Source organism: Bradyrhizobium sp. CB2312 (genome assembly GCF_029714425.1).
In the GTDB taxonomy this organism is placed as follows: Bacteria; Pseudomonadota; Alphaproteobacteria; order Rhizobiales; family Xanthobacteraceae; genus Bradyrhizobium.
This window is the reverse complement of record NZ_CP121668.1, coordinates 4,836,254-4,858,098: the sequence shown is the minus strand read 5'-3', so window position 1 is coordinate 4,858,098 and position 21,845 is coordinate 4,836,254. Positions and strand designations below refer to the sequence as shown.

The window sequence follows — 21,845 nt, the reverse complement described above, 5'->3', positions numbered from 1 at the left end:
GGCAAAGCCGCCACTTTATGATGATTGATCAATTTGGTGAGGCGCTTTTGCGGAATCTGCATTAAGACGCGCTCCCGTTCCCCTCCTGACCAAAACAAGTTGGACCAAATGCTTCGAGGAATGCGCAAGGCCTCATCAAACTGGGTCGGCAAGACCATTATGGCGATCGTGATGGGCGTGCTGATCATCAGTTTCGGCATTTGGGGCATCGCCGACATCTTCCGCGGCTTCGGTCAGTCCACGGTGGCAAAGGTCGGCCACACCGAGATTTCGCTGAACGAGTTCCGCCAGATCTACACCGACCGCCTGCAGCAGATCGGCCGCCAGTTCGGTCGTCCGCTGACGCCCGACCAGGCGCGCGCCTTCGGCCTCGACCGGCAGGTGTTGCAGCAGACCATCGCGGAAGCCGCGCTCGACGAAGAGGCGCGCCGCCTCGGGCTCGGCCAGTCCGACGAGCAGATCCGCCAGGTCATCATGAACGAGCCCAACTTCAAGGGCGTCGACGGCAAGTTCGACGCGAACCGCTTCCAGGCCGTCATCCGCAATTTCGGCTACACCGAGCAGCGCTACGTCTCCGAACAGCGCAAGGTGTCGCTGCGCCGGCAGATCACCGGCACGATCGGCGCCGGCCTCGAGCCGCCGAAGGCGATGATCGACGTACTGACGCGATTCCAGAACGAGCAGCGCGCCATCGAGTTCGTCAGGCTCGACGCAGCGCAGGCGGGTCAGATCGACGCGCCCTCGCCCGAGGCGCTCGCCGCCTATTTCGAGGATCACAAGGTCCAGTTCCGCGCCCCCGAATATCGCAAGATCGCCTTCGTCATGGTCTCGCCGGAGGAGATCGGCAAGTGGACCGAAGTGTCGGACGAGGACGCCAGGAAGGTGTTCGACCAGCGCAAGGACCGGTTCGGCACGCCCGAGAAGCGCCAGATCCAGCAACTCGTATTCCCGAACGCCGCCGAGGCGCAGGCCGCTCGCGAGCGCCTCGTCGGCGGCGCGTCGTTCGAGGACCTCGGCAAGGAGCGCGGGCTGAGCGCCTCGGACGTCGACCTTGGGCTCGTGACCAAATCCTCACTCGACTCCGCGGTCGGCAATGCCGCCTTCGCGCTGCCCGCCGGTGAGATCAGCCAGCCGATCCAGGGCGCTCTCGGCGTCTCCCTCGTCAGGGTCGACAAGATCGAGCCCGGCGTCGAGCCGGACTTTGCAAAGGTCGCAGCCGACATCAAGCGCGAGATCGCGACCGAGCGCGCGCGCGTCAAGGTCGCCGATCTCCGCGACAAGATGGAAGACGAGCGCGGCGGCGGCTCCAGCGTGATCGAGGCGGCGCAGAAGCTCGGCCTCACCGCCGTGACCATCGACGCCGTCGACCGTTCCGGCCGCGCGCCCAACGGCCAGCCGGTCGCCAACATCCCGCAAGGCCTCGACGTGGTGTCGCAGGCCTTCAACACCGATGTCGGCGTCGACAACGACTCGATCTCGTTCAAGGGCGGCTATGTCTGGTACGACGTGCTCGCCATCACGCCCTCGCGCGACCGCAATCTCGACGAGGTCCGTGACCAGGTCGAGGCGCGCTGGCACCAGGACCAGATCGCGGCCAAGCTGAAGGCCAAGGCGACCGAGATGGTGCAGAAGCTCGAAGCGGGCGGCAAGCTCGCAGATGAAGCCGCCGCGATCGGCGTCAAGGTCGAGACCGCCTCGGGCTTCAAGCGCGACGACTCGCCCGCCGGCGTGCCTGCGGCCGTCGTGGCGGCCGCCTTCCGCACGGCCAAGGACGGCGTCGGGCAAACGCCCGTGAGCGGCGGCAGCGAGGTGATCGTCTTCCGCGTCACCGACGTCATCGATCCTGCGGTCGATGCCGCCTCGGATGCAGTCAAGAAGCTGAAGGACAGCCTCGACCGCGCGCTCACCGAGGAGCAGGTCGCCGCCTACGTCAACAAGCTTGAAACCGACATCGGGACCACCATTAATCAGGCCGCCTTCGCGCAGGTGACCGGCGCGAACCAGTGAGTTGAAAGCACGCGATGGACGACCTGAAATCGATCATTGGAAAAGTGGCGACCGGCGCCAGCCTGTCGCGTGAGGAAGCAGCTTCCGCCTTCGACGCCATGATGTCCGGCGAGGCCACGCCCTCGCAGATGGGCGGCCTCTTGATGGCGCTCAGGGTCCGTGGCGAGACCGTGGACGAGATCACCGGCGCGGTGTCGGCGATGCGCTCCAAGATGCTCACTGTCGATGCGCCGGCAGATGCCGTCGACATCGTCGGCACCGGCGGCGACGGCTCCGGCTCGGTCAACGTCTCGACCTGCGCCTCCTTCATCGTCTCGGGCACCGGCCTGCCCGTGGCCAAGCATGGCAACCGCGCGCTGTCGTCGCGCTCGGGCGCCGCCGACGTGCTGGCTTCGCTCGGGGTGAAGATCGACCTCAGGCCGGAGCAGGTCGGCCGCTGCGTGCGCGAATGCGGCATCGGCTTCATGTTCGCACCTGCCCATCATCCCGCCATGAAGAACGTCGGCCCGACCCGGGTCGAGCTGGCGACGCGCACGATCTTCAACCTGCTTGGGCCCCTGTCCAACCCGGCCGGGGTGAAGCGGCAGATGGTCGGCGTATTCTCCAGGCAATGGGTGCAGCCGCTGGCGCAGGTGCTGAAAAACCTCGGCTCGGAATCCGCCTGGGTCGTGCATGGCTCCGACGGTCTCGACGAGATCACTCTCACCGGCCCGACCTTCGTCTCCGCGCTCCACAAGGGCGAGATCCGGAATTTCGAGGTGACGCCGGAAGAGGCCGGCCTGTCGCGCTGCGAGCCCGGCGCACTCAAGGGCGGTGACGCCGACGCCAATGCGGTCGCGCTGCAAAACGTGCTCGACGGCAAGCCGAGCCCGTACCGCGACGTTGCCCTGATGAATGCCGCCGCTGCGCTGGTGGTGGCCGGCCGCGCCAAGGATCTGAAGGAAGGCGTCGCGATCGGCGCAAAATCGCTCGACAGCGGCGCGGCAAGCGCGCGGCTGAAGCACCTGATCGCGGTCTCGAACGGCTGAGTTTCCCATGTCGGATATCCTGACCAAGATCGAAGCCTACAAGCGCGGGGAGATCGCCGCGGCCAAGCGCGCGCAGTCGCTCTCGGACGTCGAGGCCAGGGCCAAGGCGCAAGCCGCTCCCCGCGGCTTCGTGCGCGCCCTCAAGGCCAAGCACGCCAATGGCGACTTCGCACTGATCGCGGAGGTGAAGAAGGCCTCGCCCTCCAAGGGGCTGATCCGCGCCGACTTCGATCCGCCCGTGCTCGCCAAGGCCTATGAGGCCGGCGGCGCGGCCTGCCTGTCGGTGCTGACCGACACGCCCTCGTTCCAGGGCCATCTCGATTTCATGGCGGCGGCGCGCGCGGCGACGTCGCTGCCGGTGCTGCGCAAGGATTTCATGTTCGACACCTATCAGGTGGCGGAGGCCCGCGCGCACGGCGCCGACTGCATCCTGATCATCATGGCGGCGCTCGACGATGCCACGGCAAAAGATCTCGAAGACGCGGCAATCGCCTACGGCATGGACGTGCTGATCGAGATCCACGACCGCGCCGAACTCGACCGCGCGCTGAAACTCCGCTCGCCGATGATCGGCGTCAACAATCGCAATCTTCGTACCTTCGAGACCACGCTCGCGACCAGCGAGACGCTGGCGCCGCTGATCCCCGGCGAGCGGCTGATGGTCGGCGAGAGCGGCATCTTCACGCCCGCAGACCTCGCGCGGCTCGAGCGCGTCGGCATGTCGACCTTCCTGGTCGGCGAGAGCCTGATGCGGCAGTCCGACGTGACGGCCGCCACGCGCGCGCTGCTCACGCGTGAGACCGCGGCACGCGCCACGGGCGCGCGCTGACATGGCGCGCAAGCCGTCTGCATCCAAGCCGTCTAGAGCGAAGGCCCGCCCTGCCCTGACCCACATCGGCGCCTCCGGCGAGGCGCGGATGGTCGACGTCTCGGAGAAGCCCGCGACCGAGCGGCTCGCCGTCGCCGAAGGCCGCGTCGTCATGACCAGGGCGACGCTCGACCTGATCGTCTCGGGCAATGCCAAGAAGGGCGACGTGCTCGGCACCGCGCGCATCGCCGGCATCATGGCCGCGAAACGCACCTCGGAACTGATCCCGCTCTGTCATCCGCTCGCGCTGTCGAAGGTCACGGTCGACATCGAGCCTGACACGAAGCTGCCCGGCTGCCTCGTCCGCGCCAGCGTGAAAGTGACGGGACCGACCGGCGTCGAGATGGAGGCGCTCACGGCCGTTTCGGTCGCGTGCCTGACCATCTACGACATGATCAAGGCGGTGGAGCGCGGCGTGCGCATCGACGGCATCCATCTCGTCGAGAAGCTCGGCGGCAAGTCGGGCCATTACCGCGCCTGATATCTATTTCGCCTCGCGCTGCCGTTCGCGATAGGCACGCGTCTTCACGCGGTTTCCGCACAGCGTCGACATGCACCAGCGCCGCGTCGATGGTTTCGAGCGGTCGAAGAACACCCGGCGGCACTCCTCGGACGCGCACATCTTCAATCGGTCGAGCGTTCCCAGCAGCGTGGCATCGTGAAGCTCGATCGCAATCATGGAGAGGCCGCCAAGCGCATCCTCACGCACCGCCGACAATATTGCGCCGCGCCCGGCACGCGCCTCCACCCGCAATGGAAACGGCGCGAGAGCGTGGCCAAGCGCGTCGAGAACGTCCTTGTTGCGGCGCCGCTCAGCCGGCTCGCACTGCAGATAATCGCGCAAGGCGCCGCGCAGCTGTAGCGCAGTCTCGAGCATTGCGGGCGTGACACGTCCGACCTCCCCCCCAAGACCGCGTTCCCGCATCCAGTCCGCCAGTTGCTTCGGTCCGCCGAGTTCGTCGCCTTGCGGGTGCGCCACGCCGAAATGCGTGAAATGGCGGACATCGAGCGTGTTGGCGAAGTCGTAGACGTTCGCCAACACATCGGGAACCTTGAATTTGCGGGACTCTTTCGACATCGGACCACCAGGGATTGGAACACCAGTAAAACAGATTTACCGGTTGACAGCAACCAACACCGGTATAATCTTTTTACACGTGTCGATGATGGAGAACGCGAACCGTGACCGAAGCCCTTCACTATCTCGAACTCACCGAGCTCGCGGCGCGCATCAAGGCGCGCGACATCTCCGCGCTGGAAGTGACTCGCGCGCAACTCGGCCGTATCGACGCTGTGGACCGTGAGCTCTGCAGCTATGTCCACGTGATGGCGGAAACGGCAATCGCCGCGGCGAAAGCCGCGGACGCCGAAATCGCACATGGCCGATATCGGGGCCCGCTGCACGGCGTGCCGATAGCGCTGAAGGATCTGTTCTGGACCAAGGGTATTCCGACAGCGGCTGGCACCACACTTCATCGCGACTTTCGTCCCCTTGAAGATGCGACCGTGGTGCGGCGGCTCAGGGACGCCGGCGCGGTGGTGCTCGGCAAGGTGCAGCTCACGGAAGGCGCCTATTCCGATCACCATCCGCTGGTGACGCCGCCGAAGAATCCGTGGAATGCGGCTTACTGGCCGGGCATTTCATCCAGCGGCCCGGCAGTCGCGACGGCCGCCGGGCTCTGCTTCGCCTCGCTCGGCTCCGACACCGGCGGGTCGATCCGCTGGCCGGCGGCCGCCAACGGCCTGACCGGACTGAAGCCCAGCTGGGGGCGGGTCAGCCGCCACGGTGCGTTCGAGCTGGCCGCGACGCTCGACCATGTCGGCCCGATCGCTCGCAGCGCGACCGATGCCGGCGCGCTGCTCGGCGTGATCGCGGGACACGACCCGAACGATCCCACGTCGCTGTGCGATCCGGTGCCCGACTTTCTGGCCGCGGCTGCACAGGACCTGCGCGGCTTGCGGATCGGTGTCGACGCGGCTTGGAACAATGACGACGTGGAGGTCACGACGCAGCGTGTGCTGGCGGACGCTATCGACGCCTTCCGCTCGCTCGGCGCTGACACCGTCGATGTCAAATTTCCCGACGTGACGCAGGCCATCGCCGATTGGGCGCCGAATTGCGCGATCGAGGCTGCGGTCGCGCACGAGGCGACTTATCCCGTCCGCAAGGACGAGTATGGCCCGATCCTCGCCGCGGTGATCGAGGCCGGTCGCGCGCTGTCCGCGCGCGATTACCAGAAGATCCTTTTGCGACGACTCGCGCTGCGCGGACGCGTGGTTGCACTGTTCGAGACCATCGACCTGCTGCTGATCCCGGTGCACCCGTTGCCGCCTGTGACGCTCGCCATGATCAGCACGCTCGGAGAGCGGCCGGACCTGATCGCAAAGCTGCAGCGCTACACCTGCCCGTTCGACATGACCGGACATCCCACGATCACGCTGCCGGGCGGCGCATCGGCGGACGGAATGCCGATCGCGTTCCAACTCGTCGCCGCCCATCTCGACGAAGCCGTGCTGGTCCGTTCCGGCGCCGCATTCCAGCGCGCGACGTCCTGGCATCGTCACCATCCTTCCCTCATCTCGCGGAGGCAACATTGACCAATCATTCCACGCGGGCTCATCAGAGCATTTTCCATGGCTGGTTCGTCGTCGCAGCGGCATTCGCCGTCATGTTCGTCGGCTTCGGCTCCGCCTACACGTTCAGCACCTTCCTCGAGCCGCTCCAGCGCGACTTCGGCGCCTCGCGCGGCTCGATCTCGCTGGTGTTTTCGATCGCGGGCTTTCTCTACTTCGCACTCGGCGTCGTCAGTGGTCCCCTTGCCGATCGGCTCGGCTCGCGGCCGCTTGCGGTCGTCGGCATGATCCTGGTCGCGGTCGGGCTTGCGGCCGCAAGTCTCGCGCGCTCGCTCGTCGAAGTCTATCTCGCCTATGGGCTGGGCGTCGGCATTGGGGTCGGCTGCGCCTATGTTCCCGCGATCGGCGCGGTCCAGCGCTGGTTCGTGAGGCGGCGCGGCTTTGCCTCCGGGCTCGCGGTCAGCGGCATCGGGCTCGGCACGCTGGCGATGCCGCCGCTCGCCTCGCTGCTGATCGCATCGGTCGGCTGGCGCGGCGCTTATCTGGCGCTGGGCGCGATCGCACTGCTCGGCGGTGGACTCGCGCTGTTGATCGAGAACGATCCGAAGGACCGGGGCCTCAACCCGGACGGTGATCCGCCTCGCGAAGCCGCCGGTGCCACCACCAATGCAGGCGGCACCTCGGTGCGTGAGGCCGTCCGATCGACGCGTTTTGTCGGTCTCTATGTGTCGTGCCTCGTGTGTTCTTTCGGCGCCTTCGTTCCGTTCGTCCACCTCGTACCCTACGCGCGCGACCACGGGGTCGCGGCATCCTCGGCCGTGCTGTTGCTCGGGATGATCGGGGCCGGCAGCACCGCAGGCCGGTTCTTCCTCGGCGCGCTTGCCGACCGGATGGGCCGCGACCGCTCGCTGATCATGGTGCTGATCGGAATGGCGTTCGCGATGGTGATCTGGGCCGTTGCGGCAAATGTCTGGGCACTCGCCGCCTTCGCCTTCGTCTATGGCGTGTTCTACGGCGGCTGGGTTGCGGTCCTGCCGTCGGTCGTGATGGACTATTTTGGCGGACGCAATGTCAGCGGCATCATTGGCGTTCTCTACACCAGCGTCGCCTTCGGTACACTGGTCGGCCCGAGCGCCGCCGGCTTTGCCTATGACTCAAGCCACAGCTACGCACTGCCGATCCTGCTCAGCGCCGCGGCGAACGTCATCGCGGCGCTCGTCGTGATGGCGATATCGGCGCGCGGCGAAACCCGCACGGTCACTTCAGCGACGAGCTGATCGATCCGAATTTTGCACTGAGCTTGCTGCCCATCCCGTTGATGACGGTGATGATCGCAAGCGCGATGCCGGCGGCGATCAGGCCGTATTCGATGGCGGTCGCACCGGATTCGTCGGCAATGAAGTTCTTCAAAAGGTTTTTCACGATCGATCCTCTCTGTCTCGTTCGCTGGCTTTTCGCAAATCACGTGCCAATGTCGCCGTGAGGATCGCCAGCAACTTAGATGGTTAAGCCTTGGTTGATCGCGGCGTGTGCGGCAGAAATTGACCGGCATGGCCGGGGCATCCGGCAATTCCTGCATCGCTTGTCTCGCGCATATCGATTGCTTTTGCGCGCGTTCCTTCATGTCGCATTAACCAGCCTTCCTAACTTCGCCTCCACACCGTTCCCGTAAACCAACGGATGTTTTCGGGCTCAAGAATTGACCCTGACGTGTGCACGGCAATGATCCAGCATGATGACGAGATTTGGCAGCCGCCTTTTTGACCAGGCCTTCGTGCGCAGCGGACCGATCCGCTGGCTGGTGGTGGGCGGCATGCTTTTGATCGCGGCGATCGCCGTTGGCGCGACGCTGATGGCGCAGAACTTCCGCGAGCGCGCTTTGCGCAACGCCGGCCGCGAGCTGGAAAACACCGCGCTGCTGCTCGCCCACCATTTCGATCAGCAGCTGCAGGATTTCGCGGTCATCCAGAAGGATTTCGTCGATCACGTCCGCGCGACCGGAATCAACACCGTGGAGGACTATCGCAAGCGCCTCTCCGGACAGGACGTCCACCGCATGCTGCGCTCGAAGATCGAGGCGCTGCCCTACATCGGCGGCGTCAACGTCATCGATGCCGACGGCAACTTGATCAATTCGTCGACGGCGTGGCCTGGCCCGAAAGTGAACGTCGCCGACCGCGCCTACTTCCGCACCTTCAAATACGACCCGCATTCGCCTGATGTCCTGATCGAGCCGCTGCACAGCCGCGTCTCCGGCGCCTGGACCATCCTGATCGTCCGCAGGATCGTGGGACCGAACGGCGAGTTCATGGGGGTAGTCGGGCGCGGCATCGAGCCTGCCAATTTCGAGAAGTTCTTCGCCTCCGTCGTGCTCGGCGACGGCGCGACGATATCGATGCTGCACCGGGACGGCACGCTGCTTGCCCGCTATCCCCATTCCAGCGAGCTGATGGGACGGAATTTCAAGACCGGCGCGTTCGAACAGCAGAGGATTTTCGGCCTCGATCATTTCGCCGGCCGCTTCATGAGCCCGGTCGACGGCGAAGACCGGCTGGTGTCGGCGCGGGCCCTGCCACACTTCCCGATCCTGATCATGGCCACCACGACGCGCGCCGCGGCCCTGACCGACTGGCGCGAGCAGATCGGCATCCTGATCTCGGTCGCCGGCGCCTCCGCGCTCGCCATCGCCGGCGTTCTGATCGCCATCGTGCGCAAGCTGCTGGAACAGCACCGCGCCTCCCGCGAACTGCTGACGCTGGAGAAGCAGCGTCTCGACCGAGCCATCAACAACATGAGTCAGGGCTTGCTGCTGTTCGACGCCGAGCGGCGGCTCGTGGTCTGCAACCAGCGCTACATCGAGATGTACGGACTGTCGCCGGACGTGGTGAAGCCCGGCTCCAGCTTCCACGACATCATCGCCCATCGCAAGGCGACCGGCTCCTTCACCGGCAACGTCCACGACTATGTCGCGCGCGTGCTGCGCGACATCCATGTCCGCAACTCCATGGTGGTCGACACCGCCGACGGCCGCTCGATCCACGTTCTCAACGAACCGCTCGCCGACGGCGGCTGGGTGGTGACGCACGAGGACATCACCGAGCGCCGGCGCATCGAGGAACGCATCACCCATCTCGCCCATTACGACGCGCTCACCGACCTGCCCAACCGCGCCATGTTCCACGAGCATCTGCGCGCGGAGCTGGCTGGCGTCACGGGCGGCCAACAACTCGCGGTGCACTACATCGACATCGACGAGTTCAAGGGCGTCAACGACGCGCTCGGCCACCTCGTCGGCGACGAGCTCCTGAAGTCGGTGGCTGCCACTCTGAGCCGGTGCATCGGCCCGTCGGATTTCGTGGCGCGGCTCGGCGGCGACGAATTCGCCATCGTGCAGAGCGCGGTGACGTCGCCGGACCAGGTCAACGAGCTCGTCGCGAGCGTCTTTCAAGCCATCCGCGCTCCGTTCGACTGCATGGGCCATCATCTCACCACCGACGCCAGCATCGGCATTGCGCTCGCGCCGGAGCACGGCACCGCGCTCGACCAGATCCTGAAGAACGCTGATATGGCGATGTATGCCGCCAAATCCGCCGGACGCCGCACCTATCGCTTCTTCGAGCCGGAGATGGACGCCAAGGTGCACGAGCGGCGGCAGCTCGAGATCGACCTGCGCCGCGCCATCGCCCAAGGGGGGCGCGAAGGCGGCCTCGAGGTCTATTACCAGCCCTGCCTCGGCCTGAAGGACGACCGCATCACCGGCTGCGAGGCGCTGGTGCGCTGGCGCCATCCCGAGCGCGGCATGGTCTCTCCGGCCGAGTTCATCCCGATCGCCGAGGATACCGGCCTGATCAACGAGATCGGCGAATGGGTGCTGGCAACCGCCTGCCGGGACGCCGCAAACTGGCCCGACGACATCCGCCTCGCCGTCAACGTCTCGCCGGTGCAGTTCAAGAGCGGCACGCTGGCGCTGAAGATCATGGCGGCGCTCGCCGCTTCCAATCTGCCGGCGAGTCGGCTCGAGCTCGAGATCACCGAGGCCGTGCTGATCCGCGACGACGATGCGGCGCTTGCGATCCTGCACCAGCTCCGCGCCATCGGCGTGCGTATCGCGCTCGACGATTTCGGCACCGGCTATTCCTCGCTGAGCTATCTCCACCGATTCCCGTTCGACAAGATCAAGATCGACCGCTGCTTCGTCGACGATATCGCCGGCCCCGATGGCTCCGCCAGTATTGTCCAGGCCGTCGTCAACCTGGCGGCCGCCCGTCGCATGACCACCACGGCCGAGGGTGTCGAGACCGAGGAGCAGCAGCGCCTGCTCCGCACCCTCGGCTGCTCCGAGATGCAAGGTTATTTGTTCAGCGCCGCCAAGCCTGCCGACAAGATTCTGGAGCTGTTCGCGCTGCATCGCAGCCGGCTCGCCCGGCGCGAAGGTAGCGAGGGCCGCCGGCGCGAGGCGAGCTAGCCTTTCGGCCTGCCCGCCGCGCTTGACGGTGACATCAGGCCAAAGTATTTCAGCACTTGCAGCTGCCGAAACGCCGCTGCCGTAGGCGTTACCGTCATCCAACGCGTCCTTTGTCGAGAGGATCCCGGCTGGGAGATCTCGATTCACGAGACGCCACGGTGATGCCATCACTCTCCTGCGTGCAGACGATCACCCGCTCAAGACGTCGATTTCGGCGCGGCTCTCCCCGCGCCGATGTTTGCCGTTTTCTCGGGCTGCTCGCTGCCGAGGTTTCCTGGGTTGCCGTGGCTTTCCCTCCATCGAAAGGCAGCAACCATGAAGATGACTGGCAACACGATCCTCATCACCGGCGGCACCAGCGGCATCGGCCGCACACTGGCCGAAGCTTTCCACGACCGCGGCAATCGCGTCATCGTCACCGGCAGGCGGCAGGCCCTGCTCGATCAGATCATGGCTGAACGCCCTGACCTGATCGGCCTGCCGCTCGACCTCGACGATGCCTCGGCATTGCCGGACTTGGCGGCCGAGGTCCGGACACGCTTTCCTGAACTCAACGTGCTGATCGCCAACGCCGGCATCTCGCGGCCGGAGGACATGACGGCGGACGGCTGGGATGCCTCTGACGCGGAAGCGATCGTCGCAACCAACATTCTCGGCGTGCTGCGCGTCACGGCCGCGCTCCTCCCACTCCTGAAGACGCAACGGAATGCGACGATCATCGCGACCAGCTCGAACCTCGCCTTCGTGCCCCGCGCCGACTTCCCGACCTACTGCGCCAGCAAGGCGTTCCTGCACTCCTGGCTGCAATCATTGCGGCACCAGCTCCGCAAGATCCCGGTCGAGGTGCTGGAGCTCGCGCCGCCCTATGTGCAGACCGAGCTCACCGGCACGCAACAGGCCAGCGATGCGCGCGCGATGCCGCTTGCCGTCTACATCGCGGAAGTGATGCAACTGCTGGAGCTGCGGGTGCATCCCCGCGATGAGGTGCTGGTTGAACGCGACCGCGCCCGCCGCTGGGCCGAGCGCGACGGCCGCTATGAGGTGACCTTCGCGGCCATAAATCCGAGCTGAGACGGCGCCCAAAATAAAATCGCCCGGGAGCGGTATCCACTCCCGGGCGATCGATGTCTTGACGTTGTAGGGCTTAGTTCGGCACCGCAGCCTTCGGCGCGGGCTTGGCGGCGACGGCGTTTGCGGTAACACCGTGGAGGAAATCATAGGCCGCGTGCAGCGCCTTGTCGTCCTCCTCCTTCGGAGGAACGTAGGACTGCGATCCGGTCTGCTCGCTGCCGTCGGCAGCCGACAGATGACCGCGCATCTGCGACTCCGCCATGGTGTCCATCCGGCCCTTCAGCTCCGCCGGCACGTCCTGGAGAATCTCGATGTCGGGCGCGATGCCCTGGGCCTGGATCGAGCGGCCCGACGGCGTGTAGTAGCGCGCCGTGGTCAGCGCCAGCGCGCCATTGCCGGCGCCGAGCGGGATGATGGTCTGCACCGAGCCCTTGCCGAACGAGCGCGTGCCGATGATCGTCGCGCGCTTGTGATCATGCAGCGCACCGGCCACGATCTCCGAGGCCGAAGCCGAACCGCCATTGACCAGGATCACGAGCGGCTTGCCCTTGGTGAGGTCGCCGCCATGCGCGGTGAAGCGCTGGGTCTCTTCCGGATTGCGGCCGCGGGTCGAGACGACCTCGCCACGCTGCAGGAACGCGCTCGACACCGACACCGCCTGGTCGAGCAGGCCGCCCGGATTGTTACGCAGGTCCATCACATAGCCCACCAGCTTCTCCTGCGGGACCTGCTTGGAGATCGCGGCGATCGCCTTCTTCAGCCCGTCGGTGGTCTGCTCGTTGAACGAGGTGACGCGGATATAGCCGATGTCGCCGTTCTCGACATGGAAGCGCACCGGGCGCACATGGATGATCTCGCGCGTGATCGCGACGTCGAGCGGCGCATCCGCGCCCTTGCGTACGATCGTGAGCTTGGTCTTGGTGTCGACCGGCCCCTTCATCTTGTTGACGGCCTGCTCGAGCGTCATGCCCTGCACGGCCTCGCCGTCGATCTTGCTGATGAGGTCGCCGGACATGATGCCGGCCTTCGACGCCGGGGTGTCGTCGATCGGCGAGACCACCTTGACGAGGCCCTCCTCCATCGTGACCTCGATGCCGAGGCCGCCGAACTCGCCGGAGGTGGTCTCCTGCATTTCGGTCCAGGCCTTGTCGTTCATGTAGCGTGAATGCGGATCGAGCGATGTCACCATGCCGGTGATCGCGCCTTCGATCAGCTTGGAATTGTCGGGCTTCTCGACATAGCTCGCCTTCACGCGCTCGAAGACCTCGCCGAACAGATTGAGCTGCGAATAGGCATCATCCGCGCCCGCTGCGGCCCGCGCCGCCCATACGCCAGCCTGGGGGCTGGCTACCAGAAGGGTCAGACACGCTCCGGTGAGCGCGCCCAGGGGGAACAGCAGGGATTTCCGCATGGAAGGCCTTCTTAGCTGGCGGTTCTCTTGGAGGCTGGAAGCCGCCATGCAAATGGCGATCCAGCCAGCTTCTCACAATACCATTCAGGTTTCTTGATGGCCGGGCCGCCACGCCAGCGGGTACAGGGTAAAAATCCCTTCGCCCTGAGCTAAACTTTTGGCAACGTTCCGAAATGGCTTCACGCAAAGCGGAATCGGTTGGCCGGGCCATGCCTCGCAGCTATGCGATCTTAGGATGGTTTTGCAGGTCCGGACGGGCTAAGGCGATGAGACAAGGCTTCAAATTCTCGGGAGGATAACAATGAATGAAGCACCCCGCATCCGGCCGGAACGGAACGTCGAGCTCGGCGCCAGCAACGAGCCGTTCCAGAATCTGCACGAATTCGTCCGGAAGGCGCGTGCCAACCTCAACCAGAATGCCTGGGACTACATCGTCGGCGCCGCCGAGACGGAGACCACGATGCGCCGCAACCGCATGGCGCTGGACGAGATCGCCTTCCGCCCGCGTGTGCTGCGTGACGTCCGCAAGGTGGACGGCTCGGTCGAGCAGTTCGGTCGCAGGATGCGCCTGCCGGTGGTTCTGGCCCCCGTCGGCGCGCTCGAAATCTTCGACCCCGACGGTGCGGCAAGCGTTGCACGCGCGGCCGGCACCTTCGGTGCGGCGCACATGCTGAGCTCGGTGTCGGACCCTGGCCTGGAGAAGACCGCCGAGGCCGCCCCCGATGCGCTGCGCCTCTACCAGCTCTATGTCCGCGGCGACGACGCCTTTGTCGCCGATGTTGTCGGCAGGAGCGAGAAGAACGGCTACGCCGCGTTCTGCCTGACCGTCGACACCGCCCATTACAGCCGTCGCGAACGTGACATCGCCAAGCGCTATGTTCGCGAGAGCCGCCTGCGCGCCACCGGCGGCGATTTCCAGAAGGGGCTGGAGTGGCGGACCGTGAAGATGATCAAGGACAGGTTCAAGATACCGCTGATCCTGAAGGGCATCGCCACCGCCGAGGATGCGCTGATCGCGCTCGACCATGGCGTCGAGTGGATCTACGTCTCCAACCATGGCGGGCGCCAGCTCGATCATGGCCGTGGCGCCATGCATGTGCTCCCTGAGATCGTCGATGCCGTGAAGGGCCGCGCCAAGATCATGGTCGACGGCGGCTTCTGCCGGGGCACCGACATCGTCAAGGCGATCGCGGCGGGCGCGGACATGGTCGGCATCGGCCGGCTGCAATGCTGGGCGCTGGCGGCAGCCGGCGAGGCCGGCGTCACGCGCATGCTGGAACTGCTGGAGGACGAGGTGCTGCGCTGCCTCGGCCTGCTGGGCGCCACCTCCTTCGCCGAGGTCAACAAATCCTGCCTGCATCCGGCGACCGCGACCAATGCGCCAAGCGTGTTCAGCGCATTCCCGCTGTTCGACCACGACCCGTACCGATACTGAGGATAAGGATGCAGGTGACCTCGCTCTCTCCCGGCAGCGCCGATGCGCTTTTGTTCGATCTCGGGCGCGTGGTGCTCGACATCGATTTCTCCAAGGCGATCGATTGCTGGGCGGGGCACGCCGGCTGCAAGCCCGAAGCCATCGTCGCGCGCTATGTGCGCGACGAGGCCTACCGGCTGCACGAGGTCGGCAAGATCACCGACGAGGACTATTTCGCCTCGCTGCGCAACTCACTCGGGATCGGCATTTCCGACGCCCAGTTCCTGGAAGGCTGGAACGCGATCTTCGCCGGCGAGATGCCTGACATAGCCGAGTTGCTGCCGCGCGCGGCGAGGCAAATGCCGCTCTACGCCTTCTCCAACACCAACCGGCCGCATGTGGACTATTTCTCGAAGGAATACGCCGATCTGCTCGGCCATTTCCGCGAGGTCTACCTGTCCTCCAGCATCGGCCTGCGCAAACCCGATGCGGAAGCTTTCGACCATGTCGTCGCCGCTATCGGCGTGCCAGCCAACCGGATCGTATTTTTCGACGATCTTGCCGAGAACATCGAGGGAGCCCGCGCCCGCGGCCTGACCGCGGTGCATGTGACCTCGCCAACCGCCGTCGGGAACGCCTTGAAGGCGCTCGGGGTTTAACGTCCGGTGCCCAGGGGGCCTGGAACTAATCTGACGCAAAATGAGGAACCAAATCATTTTGTGCAATTTTGTAAAGAGTTCCCGGAACGAATACGGGCTTCCGGACTCATGAGTCCGTTGGGAATTCTACATCGGGCTTATCGTCGTGTTGGGCAAAACCTACCTCACCAAGCAGGCCTCGCTGCTGATGAAATACGCCAGAACCACCTCGGATTCTGAGCTCTCCGCCAAGCTGATCAGCAAGGCCGCCGACCTGAAATCGCAGGCCGATCCGCTGCCCGACAAGGATCAGAGTCCCAAAGCGCCGGACGTCAGTCCGGACGAGCCGCCGGGGAGTTGACCGATGCTGGCCGTGGCTCTCGTCCTTCTCATCCTCGCCATGGCCATCCTCGTACCCGTCTGTCTGGCCTTCTGGATCATGCCGCGGCGGATTTGACGTCTGTCCTTCACTGCAGAGCGGATGAATCCTCCTGCGTGAGCGCCTTTTTGCCTCAGCGCCTGCACTCGGCTAGAACTCTCGCCGCCGATTTGCCCGAACGGGCGCAGCTGGAGTTCTCACACGTGGCCCTGATGCCGGTTTCTGACGCGCTTGCCGCGGTGCTTGCCGGCGCAGAGCCGCTGCCTGAAGAAACGGTCGCGCTCGACCAAGCCTTCCACCGCGTGCTCGCCCGCGACGTCGCGGCGCGGCGCACGCAGCCGCCGCAGGCGATGTCGGCGATGGATGGCTATGCGGTGCGTGCGGCCGATGCCGCGACAATCGATTCCCAGCTCACCGTGATCGGCGAGGTCGCGGCGGGCCGGCCGTTTGCGGGATCGGTCGGCGCCGGCGAAGCCGTGCGGATCTTCACCGGCGGCGTCGTTCCCGACGGGGCCGACGCAGTCGTGATCCAGGAGGACACGGTTGCGGATGGGAGGCGCATCACGATCAAGGAAACGGCCGTGACGGGGCGACACATCCGCCCGGCCGGCGTCGATTTCCGCGCGGGCGACGTGCTGCTGCGCAAGGGTATCCGGCTGACCGAGCGCGACCTCGCGCTCGCCGCCGGCATGAATCACCCGCTTCTGCCCGTCCGCCGCCGCCCGAAAGTCGCGATTCTCGCCACCGGCGACGAGCTGGTGATGCCGGGCACCACGCCTGGCCCCGGCCAGATCGTCTATTCCAACGGTTACGCCCTGCACGCGCTCGCCCGCAGTGAGGGCGCCGATACCGTCGATCTCGGTGTTGCCGCTGATACCCTGGACGCCACCACCGCGGGCATCCGCCGCGCCCGCGAGAGCGGCGCCGACATCCTGATCACCACCGGCGGCGCCTCGGTCGGCGACCACGATCTGGTCCAGCAAGCGCTGAAGGCCGAGGGCATCGCGATGACGTTCTGGAAGATCGCGATGCGGCCCGGCAAGCCGATGATGCATGGACACCTGGCGGCGATGCGCGTGATCGGCCTGCCCGGCAACCCCGTGTCATCCTATGTGTGTGCCTTCCTGTTCATGGTGCCTCTGATTCGCGCGCTGTCGGGCCGTTCCGTGATTCACCATCGCCGCGAGCGCGCGGTGCTCGGCCGCGATGTCGGCGCCAACGACCAGCGCGAGGATTATCTGCGCGCCCGCCTGGAGACGCGCGACGACGGCACGTTGATCGCCCTTCCCGTCAATCACCAGGATTCCTCGCTGCTTGCGAATCTCGCTGCGGCACAGGCACTTCTCGTGCGCGCGCCGTTCGCGCCGAAGGCCGAAGCCGGCACACCTTGCGAGGTGCTGCGCCTGCCGGTCTGAACGCGCAGGCCACACGCGTGGCGCGAACTTTGTCGCGTTCACGGTAAATTAAGCAGTTGCGGAACATGTATCGAACATATAGTGTCCGTTCATGATTTGTTTCGAGCATGCAGCGACTTATCGCTGAATTCATCGTCTCGGAATCGAACGACATCAACCGGGGGATTTTGGTCGAGATGTTAACGCGCAAACAGTACGAGCTCCTGCGGTTCATCAGCGAGCGACTGAAGGAAAGCGGCGTGCCGCCATCCTTCGACGAGATGAAGGACGCGCTCGACCTGCGCTCGAAATCAGGCATCCATCGCCTGATCACCGCGCTCGAGGAGCGCGGCTTCATCCGCCGCCTGCCCAACCGCGCCCGCGCCATCGAGGTGATCAAGCTGCCTGAGCTGCAGGCCGCCGCCGGCAATCGTCGCGGCTTCACGCCGAGCGTCATCGAGGGCAACCTCGGCAAGGTCCGCACGACCTCCAGCCCGCCCGCGGACGAGGGCGAGCGTCCCGTCGCGGTGCCCGTGATGGGCCGTATCGCGGCCGGCACGCCGATCGAGGCGTTGCAGACCCGCAGCCACACCATTAGCGTCCCGCCCGACATGCTCGGCTCTGGCGAGCACTACGCGCTCGAAGTGCGCGGCGATTCCATGGTGGAAGCCGGCATACTCGACGGCGACATGGCGCTGATCCAGCGCAACGAGAGCGCCGACACCGGCGACATCGTGGTGGCGCTGATCGACGACGAGGAAGCGACCTTGAAGCGCTTCCGCCGCCGCGGCGCCTCGATCGCGCTCGAGCCCGCCAATGCGGCCTATGAGGTACGCATCCTGCCGCCGAACCGGGTCAAGATTCAGGGCAAGCTGATCGGGCTTTATCGGAAGTACTGATACCGGAAGTACTGAGCGCGCTGTCCGCGCGCTTCGATCGGCATCGCCGACCAGAGATCGGAGCGGATGATTGTCCGCTCGCGCTGGATAGTCTTTCTGGTTTCGCGCAGATTATCCGGCCCCTCCCCCGGCGCTACATCCTCGCCACGCCGCACGAAGCAGCACGGCTTCGGCTGCGAAGGTTCGAGGAGACCTCATGCGCAAGATCATCCTGAGCACAGTAGCCGCGGTGCTGGTCGCAGCATCAGCGTCGCAAGCCGTTGCCGCACCATCGCACCGCCATGTCCGCAAGGACGTGGCCAAGGAGACTGCAATGAGCGAGCAAGTCCGAAACGCGCGCAATGCGCTGACGCAACCGTCACAAGCGGTCTGGCCATATTCCGGCTGGTCGGCGCCGGCTGGCCGCTGACACCCCCACCGAATGCACGAAAGCAGACTTTGTTCCCAGCGGATTCGGGAAAGATAATGTGATCGCACGCTGCGGCAGCGAGCCGCAGATTTGCCTACAACCGCGCAGACGCTATTATGCTTCCACTCTGATAGAGGCCTGCGCCTCGTAAGACAGAGGCACGGGTTGCTATCTCCGCATGAGGAGCACCCACGATGTGTGACTACAGCCTGCATGCCGTCGCATCGCGCCCTGCCGAGGTCGGCGAGACGATCGTGACGACAACGTTCCGCGGCACCTCGACGCGCGGCTTTGCCTCCGCGGCCGATCCGACCGTCGCGGTCTGCCTGCTGCCGGGAACGGAGCTCGCCTTCGCCGACAACGTCCGCTACGACAATCGCTGGATCTGGACGCGCACCGTCAACTCGCGCGTCGGCAAGTTCGGCAAGATCGATCCGCACATTCCCGATCGCCATCATGACGCGATCGAATTCCCCGACGGCAAATACGTGCTGGTGACACAGCTCGTCGAAGGCCAGCAGGCAACCGTGCTGCAACTGCCCGTGACCCAGCCGCTGGGCGAGCGCGAGCACAAGCCGCAGGTCGGTGTCGACAGCCGGCCGACAACGCCGCGTCTGCCGATCGGTTGAAATAGATCCTAGTCCTCCGCCGCAAGGTCGGCCTCCGACGGTGTTGCGTCCCGGACGCGCGGAGCTCCAGACGGTGGCATGAGGGTCAGTTCGGAAACGCCCTCGCCGGCAGCAGCCGGCGACCAGGGGCGATTTGCGCCCCTCGCTTTCACCGCCAGCACCGCAAATCCCTCACCAGCTTGTGTCAGCGCCAGCGCGCCCTGCCTCGTCAGACGCTGCCGGTCGACCACCATCGCCGCGCAATCCGGCGGCGCGGGCCTTACCGTCACCACCAATGCAGCGCGACTGCAATCATCCGCCAGCGCGTCAATCCGCAGGGACAGCGCCACCAGCCGCCCGTCGGCGAGCGGCGTGACGCAGCCGGCCTCGTCGCATGACACGCCGTCAGCCAGCGCGGCACTGCCGGCGTCACGCACATCGGCGTCGGCAGCCAACCACTCCTTGAGCAGAAAACCGTCCTTGCTGGCCCTGATCAGGTGCAGGTGCCCGTCCCGCCCCCGCACCGCGACGCTCTGGCCGTCCCCGGCAATTAAAATGTCCGGTTGGCGCGCCGACAGGCCCCAGAGGATCGCCGCCAGCAGCACCACGGCGCCGGACCAGCGCAGCGGCGTGCGCAACAGACCCATCACGATGACCCCGAGGCTCGCCGCAATCAGCGGGCCTATGCCGAAGGCGGGGATGCGGCCGACAGCGCCCGGCAGTCCCGCTACCCAGCGCGAGACCGCAATCATCCAGTCGATGCCGATCCCCATCAGCCACCAGAACACGCCGTCGAGCCCGAACGGTGCCGCAAGCAGACCCAACAGCCCGGCCGGCATGACCAGCGCCGAGACCACCGGCATCGCGCCAAGATTGGCGAGCACGCCGAACGGCGTGACGCGGTGGAAGTGGAAGGCGGCGTAGGGCGTGGTCGCAAGCCCCGCGATTAGCGAGGCCAGGAACAGCATCGCGATCTCGCGCCCGCCCCACAGCGCGATGCGCGCGGTCGTGGAATGATCGGGCGAGGCAAACAGGTTCGGCATGCCGATCTGCACCAGCGCCACCAGCCCGAGCGTCGCCGCGAACGACATCTGGAAACTCGGGTGCACCAGCGCCTCCGGCGCGACCGCAAGCACGATCAGCGCCGCCACGGCCAGCGTGCGGAAGGTGATGGCGCGGCGGTCGACCATCACCGCGATCAGCACCTCCGCCGTCATGAAGAACGACCTTTGCGTCGCGACTTCCGCGCCCGACAGCAGCAGATAGAACGCTGCCGCAACCAATGCCGCGGCCGCCGACCACTTCTTGATGGCGAAACCGGCCGCAAGCGCCGGAATCAAGGCCAGCAGCGCGCGCACCGCGAAGAACACGACGCCGGCGACGACCGCCATGTGGTAGCCGGAGATCGACAGCACATGACCGAGCCCCGAGATGAACATGGCATCGTTGACGGGCGTCGTGATCGCATCGCGCCGACCAGTGAGCAGCGCCGTCGCGATGGCGCGATTGTCGCCCTCGAGCGTCGCACGGATGCGCGCGTCGATCGCATCGCGGAGGCCTTGCATGAACGCGGCATAGCGCAGCCGCAGGCCGCCGGCATCCGGCGGCACGGACGCGGTGATCGCGCCCATCACGAAACCGGAGGCGCCAATGCCCTGGAAGAACATGTCACGCGAGAAATCGTAGCTGCCGGGACGAACCGGCGAAATCGGCGGCAATAGCCGCGCCTTCAGCTGCACGAAGCTACCGACCTCGGGCGCGGTCCCCTTGCGCACCGACAGGCGCACGCGCTCGAGCTTGACGTCGCTGCGCTGCGCCTCCATCGCGGTGACGCGAAGGACAAAACGGTCGGTGCGCTCGCGGATGTCGCGGGCCTCGACAAAGCCCGACAACGATACCGAATAGAGCGGTTTTGCCAGCACCGTGTGCGCGATACGCGCCGTCTTCCAGGTCGCCATGGCAAGGCCGGCCGCGACCGCCGCGATCAGAAGCGCAGGCGCAAACCACCGGCTCCGCCGCAACAGGACCGCACCACACATGAGCGCGACCGCGGTGGCTGCAACGACCCACAGCACCGGCTCATGATCGGCCGCGAAGTACAGCGCGATGCCGCCGCCGAACGCGACAGGCACCCACGGCAACAGCCGCCCGGCGCCGGTTTCAGCGCGCGCCCATACGCGCAGCGTCTCGACGGTCGCGGGCCAGAGGCCGGAGCCCACCGGCGCAAAGCCGCCGGCCGAGGCGGTTCGGCCCGTCGGCCAAGTTCCCGCGATCCCTTGCGAGACACGCCGCGGTCGGCCCGGCTCCGCCATTCCCTAGCACCCTGCGATACGCGACGGGTGCCAAGGCTACCGGAACGTGCAGGCGGACGAATAGCGGTACGGATCAGGAACGGACGGACGCCCGCCCTACTTTTCCTCTTCCATCGTCACGGCGACATCCGCTTTCGCCGACAGGCGGACCTTGTTGCCCTCGACGTCGGCAACGAGACCCTTGTCGATGAAGTGATGGTGCCCCTTGTGGCTGCCCTCGCCGCTGTCCTTCTTGGTCAGCTTGATGCGATTGCCCTCGACCCGGTCGACGGTGCCGATGTGGACGCCGTCGGCGCCGATGACTTCCATATGCTCTGCGATGTTCTGCATGGCGGATCCTTGGTTGGGATCCGTGTAAACGCGGCGAG

At 65.9% G+C, this 21,845-nt stretch carries 20 protein-coding genes; 15 read left to right on the top strand and 5 right to left on the bottom strand.

Annotated elements, in window-relative coordinates:
• The first annotated feature begins 108 nt into the window (after positions 1-108).
• The 4 genes from QA642_RS23845 to moaC are packed head-to-tail and all read left to right on the top strand — an operon-like array spanning position 109 to position 4,384.
• A complete protein-coding gene (locus QA642_RS23845) occupies positions 109-2,007 on the top strand; it encodes a SurA N-terminal domain-containing protein (protein WP_283086765.1) in 1,899 nt (632 codons plus the stop codon).
• A 14-nt stretch (positions 2,008-2,021) separates the two neighbouring features.
• Positions 2,022-3,035, top strand: a complete 1,014-nt coding sequence (gene trpD, locus QA642_RS23840) for an anthranilate phosphoribosyltransferase (RefSeq protein ID WP_027559388.1) — start codon at positions 2,022-2,024, stop codon at positions 3,033-3,035.
• Between the two features lie 7 nt (positions 3,036-3,042).
• On the top strand, positions 3,043-3,864 hold the full coding sequence (gene trpC / locus QA642_RS23835; protein ID WP_283086764.1) for an indole-3-glycerol phosphate synthase TrpC: 822 nt from the start codon (positions 3,043-3,045) through the stop codon (positions 3,862-3,864).
• Between the two features lies 1 nt (position 3,865).
• Entirely contained in the window at positions 3,866-4,384 is a 519-nt protein-coding gene (moaC, locus tag QA642_RS23830; protein ID WP_283086763.1) for a cyclic pyranopterin monophosphate synthase MoaC, read from the top strand.
• Between the two features lie 3 nt (positions 4,385-4,387).
• Here moaC and QA642_RS23825 read toward each other — a convergent pair whose 3' ends face one another.
• Positions 4,388-4,981, bottom strand: coding sequence for a CGNR zinc finger domain-containing protein (locus QA642_RS23825; protein WP_283086762.1), 594 nt, complete (start codon positions 4,979-4,981; stop codon positions 4,388-4,390).
• 104 nt (positions 4,982-5,085) lie between these two features.
• On the opposite strand from QA642_RS23825, the gene QA642_RS23820 reads away from it, so the two are divergent.
• On the top strand, positions 5,086-6,501 hold the full coding sequence (locus QA642_RS23820) for an amidase (RefSeq protein ID WP_283086761.1): 1,416 nt from the start codon (positions 5,086-5,088) through the stop codon (positions 6,499-6,501).
• Positions 6,498-7,754: an MFS transporter gene (locus tag QA642_RS23815; protein WP_283086760.1), complete on the top strand. Its 1,257-nt coding sequence runs from the start codon at positions 6,498-6,500 to the stop codon at positions 7,752-7,754. Before QA642_RS23820 ends, QA642_RS23815 begins: the two co-directional genes overlap by 4 nt.
• Here QA642_RS23815 and QA642_RS23810 read toward each other — a convergent pair.
• The gene (locus tag QA642_RS23810; protein ID WP_283086759.1) at positions 7,735-7,899 is read right to left on the bottom strand and encodes a Flp family type IVb pilin; all 165 of its coding nucleotides are present in this window, start codon (positions 7,897-7,899) and stop codon (positions 7,735-7,737) included. The two genes, QA642_RS23815 and QA642_RS23810, sit on opposite strands and share 20 nt — an antisense overlap.
• A gap of 310 nt (positions 7,900-8,209) precedes the next feature.
• Between QA642_RS23810 and QA642_RS23805 the strand changes: the two genes are divergently transcribed.
• Together QA642_RS23805 and QA642_RS23800 are read left to right on the top strand one after the other, a co-directional pair.
• On the top strand, positions 8,210-10,942 hold the full coding sequence (locus QA642_RS23805; RefSeq protein WP_283086758.1) for an EAL domain-containing protein: 2,733 nt from the start codon (positions 8,210-8,212) through the stop codon (positions 10,940-10,942).
• Between the two features lie 315 nt (positions 10,943-11,257).
• Positions 11,258-12,013, top strand: a complete 756-nt coding sequence (locus tag QA642_RS23800; RefSeq protein WP_283086757.1) for an SDR family NAD(P)-dependent oxidoreductase — start codon at positions 11,258-11,260, stop codon at positions 12,011-12,013.
• A 73-nt stretch (positions 12,014-12,086) separates the two neighbouring features.
• Here QA642_RS23800 and QA642_RS23795 read toward each other — a convergent pair whose 3' ends face one another.
• Positions 12,087-13,424, bottom strand: a complete 1,338-nt coding sequence (locus QA642_RS23795; protein WP_283086756.1) for a S41 family peptidase — start codon at positions 13,422-13,424, stop codon at positions 12,087-12,089.
• Between the two features lie 301 nt (positions 13,425-13,725).
• Between QA642_RS23795 and QA642_RS23790 the strand changes: the two genes are divergently transcribed.
• The 7 genes from QA642_RS23790 to QA642_RS23760 all read left to right on the top strand — a co-directional run bounded on the left by QA642_RS23790 (position 13,726) and on the right by QA642_RS23760 (position 19,186).
• Positions 13,726-14,859, top strand: coding sequence for an alpha-hydroxy acid oxidase (locus QA642_RS23790; RefSeq protein ID WP_283086755.1), 1,134 nt, complete (start codon positions 13,726-13,728; stop codon positions 14,857-14,859).
• A gap of 8 nt (positions 14,860-14,867) precedes the next feature.
• Complete coding sequence (locus QA642_RS23785) at positions 14,868-15,497, top strand: HAD family phosphatase (RefSeq protein WP_283086754.1); 630 nt, start codon at positions 14,868-14,870, stop codon at positions 15,495-15,497.
• Between the two features lie 145 nt (positions 15,498-15,642).
• Positions 15,643-15,837, top strand: a complete 195-nt coding sequence (locus QA642_RS23780; protein WP_283086753.1) for a hypothetical protein — start codon at positions 15,643-15,645, stop codon at positions 15,835-15,837.
• A 221-nt stretch (positions 15,838-16,058) separates the two neighbouring features.
• Positions 16,059-17,270 carry a gephyrin-like molybdotransferase Glp gene (gene glp, locus QA642_RS23775; protein ID WP_283086752.1) on the top strand — a complete coding sequence of 404 codons (1,212 nt, stop codon included), beginning with the start codon at positions 16,059-16,061 and terminating at the stop codon, positions 17,268-17,270.
• A 176-nt stretch (positions 17,271-17,446) separates the two neighbouring features.
• Positions 17,447-18,148, top strand: a complete 702-nt coding sequence (lexA, locus tag QA642_RS23770) for a transcriptional repressor LexA (protein ID WP_027559402.1) — start codon at positions 17,447-17,449, stop codon at positions 18,146-18,148.
• Between the two features lie 196 nt (positions 18,149-18,344).
• A complete protein-coding gene (locus QA642_RS23765) occupies positions 18,345-18,557 on the top strand; it encodes a hypothetical protein (protein WP_283086751.1) in 213 nt (70 codons plus the stop codon).
• 194 nt (positions 18,558-18,751) lie between these two features.
• Complete coding sequence (locus tag QA642_RS23760; RefSeq protein ID WP_283086750.1) at positions 18,752-19,186, top strand: hypothetical protein; 435 nt, start codon at positions 18,752-18,754, stop codon at positions 19,184-19,186.
• Positions 19,187-19,194: 8 nt separating this feature from the next.
• Here the strand turns inward: QA642_RS23760 and QA642_RS23755 are convergent, their stop codons facing one another.
• Complete coding sequence (locus QA642_RS23755; RefSeq protein WP_283086749.1) at positions 19,195-21,477, bottom strand: ComEC/Rec2 family competence protein; 2,283 nt, start codon at positions 21,475-21,477, stop codon at positions 19,195-19,197.
• 96 nt (positions 21,478-21,573) lie between these two features.
• Positions 21,574-21,807 (bottom strand): DUF2171 domain-containing protein, encoded by a 234-nt coding sequence (locus QA642_RS23750; RefSeq protein ID WP_027559407.1) that lies wholly within the window; start codon positions 21,805-21,807, stop codon positions 21,574-21,576.
• Positions 21,808-21,845 lie beyond the last annotated feature (38 nt).

What these genes read in the sequence shown, in the direction of transcription:
- QA642_RS23845 (WP_283086765.1), top strand. Translation starts at nt 109, where the DNA reads ATGCTTCGAGGAATGCGCAAGGCCTCATCAAACTGGGTCGGCAAGACC.
- trpD (WP_027559388.1), top strand. Translation starts at nt 2,022, where the DNA reads ATGGACGACCTGAAATCGATCATTGGAAAAGTGGCGACCGGCGCCAGC.
- trpC (WP_283086764.1), top strand. Translation starts at nt 3,043, where the DNA reads ATGTCGGATATCCTGACCAAGATCGAAGCCTACAAGCGCGGGGAGATC.
- moaC (WP_283086763.1), top strand. Translation starts at nt 3,866, where the DNA reads ATGGCGCGCAAGCCGTCTGCATCCAAGCCGTCTAGAGCGAAGGCCCGC.
- QA642_RS23825 (WP_283086762.1), bottom strand. Translation starts at nt 4,981, where the DNA reads ATGTCGAAAGAGTCCCGCAAATTCAAGGTTCCCGATGTGTTGGCGAAC.
- QA642_RS23805 (WP_283086758.1), top strand. Translation starts at nt 8,210, where the DNA reads ATGATGACGAGATTTGGCAGCCGCCTTTTTGACCAGGCCTTCGTGCGC.
- QA642_RS23800 (WP_283086757.1), top strand. Translation starts at nt 11,258, where the DNA reads ATGAAGATGACTGGCAACACGATCCTCATCACCGGCGGCACCAGCGGC.
- QA642_RS23795 (WP_283086756.1), bottom strand. Translation starts at nt 13,424, where the DNA reads ATGCGGAAATCCCTGCTGTTCCCCCTGGGCGCGCTCACCGGAGCGTGT.
- QA642_RS23790 (WP_283086755.1), top strand. Translation starts at nt 13,726, where the DNA reads ATGAATGAAGCACCCCGCATCCGGCCGGAACGGAACGTCGAGCTCGGC.
- QA642_RS23785 (WP_283086754.1), top strand. Translation starts at nt 14,868, where the DNA reads ATGCAGGTGACCTCGCTCTCTCCCGGCAGCGCCGATGCGCTTTTGTTC.
- lexA (WP_027559402.1), top strand. Translation starts at nt 17,447, where the DNA reads ATGTTAACGCGCAAACAGTACGAGCTCCTGCGGTTCATCAGCGAGCGA.
- QA642_RS23765 (WP_283086751.1), top strand. Translation starts at nt 18,345, where the DNA reads ATGCGCAAGATCATCCTGAGCACAGTAGCCGCGGTGCTGGTCGCAGCA.
- QA642_RS23760 (WP_283086750.1), top strand. Translation starts at nt 18,752, where the DNA reads ATGTGTGACTACAGCCTGCATGCCGTCGCATCGCGCCCTGCCGAGGTC.
- QA642_RS23755 (WP_283086749.1), bottom strand. Translation starts at nt 21,477, where the DNA reads ATGGCGGAGCCGGGCCGACCGCGGCGTGTCTCGCAAGGGATCGCGGGA.
- QA642_RS23750 (WP_027559407.1), bottom strand. Translation starts at nt 21,807, where the DNA reads ATGCAGAACATCGCAGAGCATATGGAAGTCATCGGCGCCGACGGCGTC.